This is a genomic window from Streptomyces sp. NTH33 (assembly GCF_003236365.1).
Taxonomy (GTDB): domain Bacteria; phylum Actinomycetota; class Actinomycetes; order Streptomycetales; family Streptomycetaceae; genus Streptomyces.
The window spans coordinates 1-2144 of record NZ_POTZ01000746.1; the positions used below are offsets into that span (position 1 = coordinate 1).

The following is a 2144-nucleotide window of genomic DNA, read 5'->3' on the forward strand; positions in this document are numbered from 1 at the left end:
GGGTCGTCGTGCGGGGGCGGATGCGGGGGAGGCAGCTGACACGGGGCAGCTGAGCTGCGCAGGGGGAACCGCATCCGGGCCGGCGCCCGCCGGGGGCACACTCCGGCGGGCGCCGCGGCCCGACTCGTGCGCCTTGGCGCATGCGAGGGTTGAACAGTTGAGCTGTGGGGCCCTCTGAGGGATGGAAATACCACGAAGTTGGGTAAAAACGCTGTGGTGGAACCGCTGTTCATGATTCCCTCTACAGCACCTGCGCAGCCCCTCGGACGTTCTGCACACCCCCCTCCCGAACTGGGCTGACCAGGCCGTTGTCCCCGTGCCGACGGGGCGCTTTGGCCCATGCCTCCCTTTTCTTTGCGTGCTAGCGGAGCCGATCCATGCTCACGACCCTGAACACCTCCTACACCGACACGTGTGCGGCCGACCTCGCCTGGGCCCTGGGGCGCGAGCCACTACCCGCACTGGCCGCCCTGGACCTCGAAATGACCGGCGTGAAACTTCAGTTGAGACTCCTCGGCGCGTCCCACCAGGTGCTCCTGGAGGAGGACCGGGGCACCTGTTCGGAGACCGTGGCGTGCATGCCGGGCTCCAGCACACCGCTGCCGCTCGGCGTCGCCAAGCGGGTGGGCGACTGGGAGTACGAGTTCGCGGCCCGTGTCGAAGTGCTCTCGCCGGGCTCGTTCGCGGGCCGTGCCCAGGAGTTGCTGGCCCTCGTCTCCGACCACCCGCACGGCCTCGCGGGCGTCTTCGTCTGCGCGGCCTGCGGACTCGTGTACGAACTCGAACTCGTGGCGCTGGCCTCGTACTTGATGGGCGACTCGGTGACCCAGGCGTCCGTCGTGCTGTCCGTCATGGTGTTCGCGATGGGGATCGGCTCGCTCGCCGCCAAGCGGCTGCGTCGGCACGCTGCCGTCGGCTTCGGCGCGATCGAGGCGACGCTCGCCCTGGTCGGGGGCTGCAGCGCCATGGCGCTGTACGCGGTGTTCGCCTGGACCGGCGACTGGGGCGGCATGTGGGCGGACGGCCCGCGCTGCCTGCTGGTCGTCTTCTCCCTCGCCATCGGCCTGCTGATCGGCGCCGAGGTGCCGCTGCTGATGGAGCTGATCCAGCGCGTCCGCCGCCAGGACGCGGGCGGGGCGGTCGCGGACCTGTTCGCCGCGGACTACGTGGGCGCGCTCGTCGGCGGGCTGGCCTTCCCGTTCCTGCTGCTGCCGCTGCTGGGGCAGCTGACGGGCGCGCTGCTGACCGGCGCGGTCAACGCCGTGGCCGGCGGCGGGCTCGTCCTCGGGCTGTTCCGGCGGGACCTGACCCCGCGCGGTCGGTGGCTGCTGCTCGTCGCCAACGTCGCCGTGCTCGGGCTGCTGGCCTCGCTGGCCGCGCTGGTGGGCGACTTCGAGCGGGCCGCGCGGCAGGCGGTGTACGGCGGGGACGTCCGGGTGGCGCTGCGGACCGGCGAGCAGGAGCTGGTCCTCACCGGCGGTACCGGCGGGCGTCCGCTGAAGCTGTTCCTCGACGGGCGGCTGCGGGGCGGCGGGCGCGACGAGCGCCGCTACCACGAGGCGCTCGTCCACCCCGCGATGGCCGGACCGCACGCGCGCGTGCTGATCCTCGGCGGCGGTGACGGGCTCGCCGCCCGCGAGGTGCTGCGGCACCCCGGCGTCGAGCGGGTGGACGTCGTCGAGCCCGACCCGGCGGTCGTCCGGCTGGCGCGCGGCGATCCGGCGCTCGCCCGGCTCAACGCACACGTCTACGACGATCCACGCGTACGCGTGAGCATCGCCGACGCCTTCCGCCGGCTGCGGGGGGCGACGCCGGCGGCGTACGACGTGGTGATCGAGGACCTGCCCGACCCGGGCCTCACGTCGAGTACGAAGCTGTACGCGCTGGAGTTCTACGGCCTGACCCGGCGGACCCTGGCGCCCGGCGGCCGGCTGGTGGTGCACGCGGGCCCGGTCTCCTCCCACCCGCACGTGTTCTGGACGGTGGAGTCCACGATCCGCGCGGCCGGGCTGCGCACGGTGCCGTACCGCGTGACCGACCGCGACTCGGGCCCGGCCGCCGGTCCCGACCGCACGGCCGGCGCCTCCCGCGCCCGCCACGACTGGGGCTTCGTCCTGGCGGCCCGCACGGCCCCCGCCCTCGGC

General features: G+C 73.7%; 1 protein-coding gene. It reads left to right on the forward strand.

Annotated features, from left to right (window positions below; all coding sequences use genetic code 11):
- Positions 1-377: 377 nt before the first annotated feature.
- The coding region (locus tag C1I97_RS35755; RefSeq protein ID WP_111007097.1) for a polyamine aminopropyltransferase at positions 378-2144 on the forward strand (1767 nt) is incomplete at its 3' end.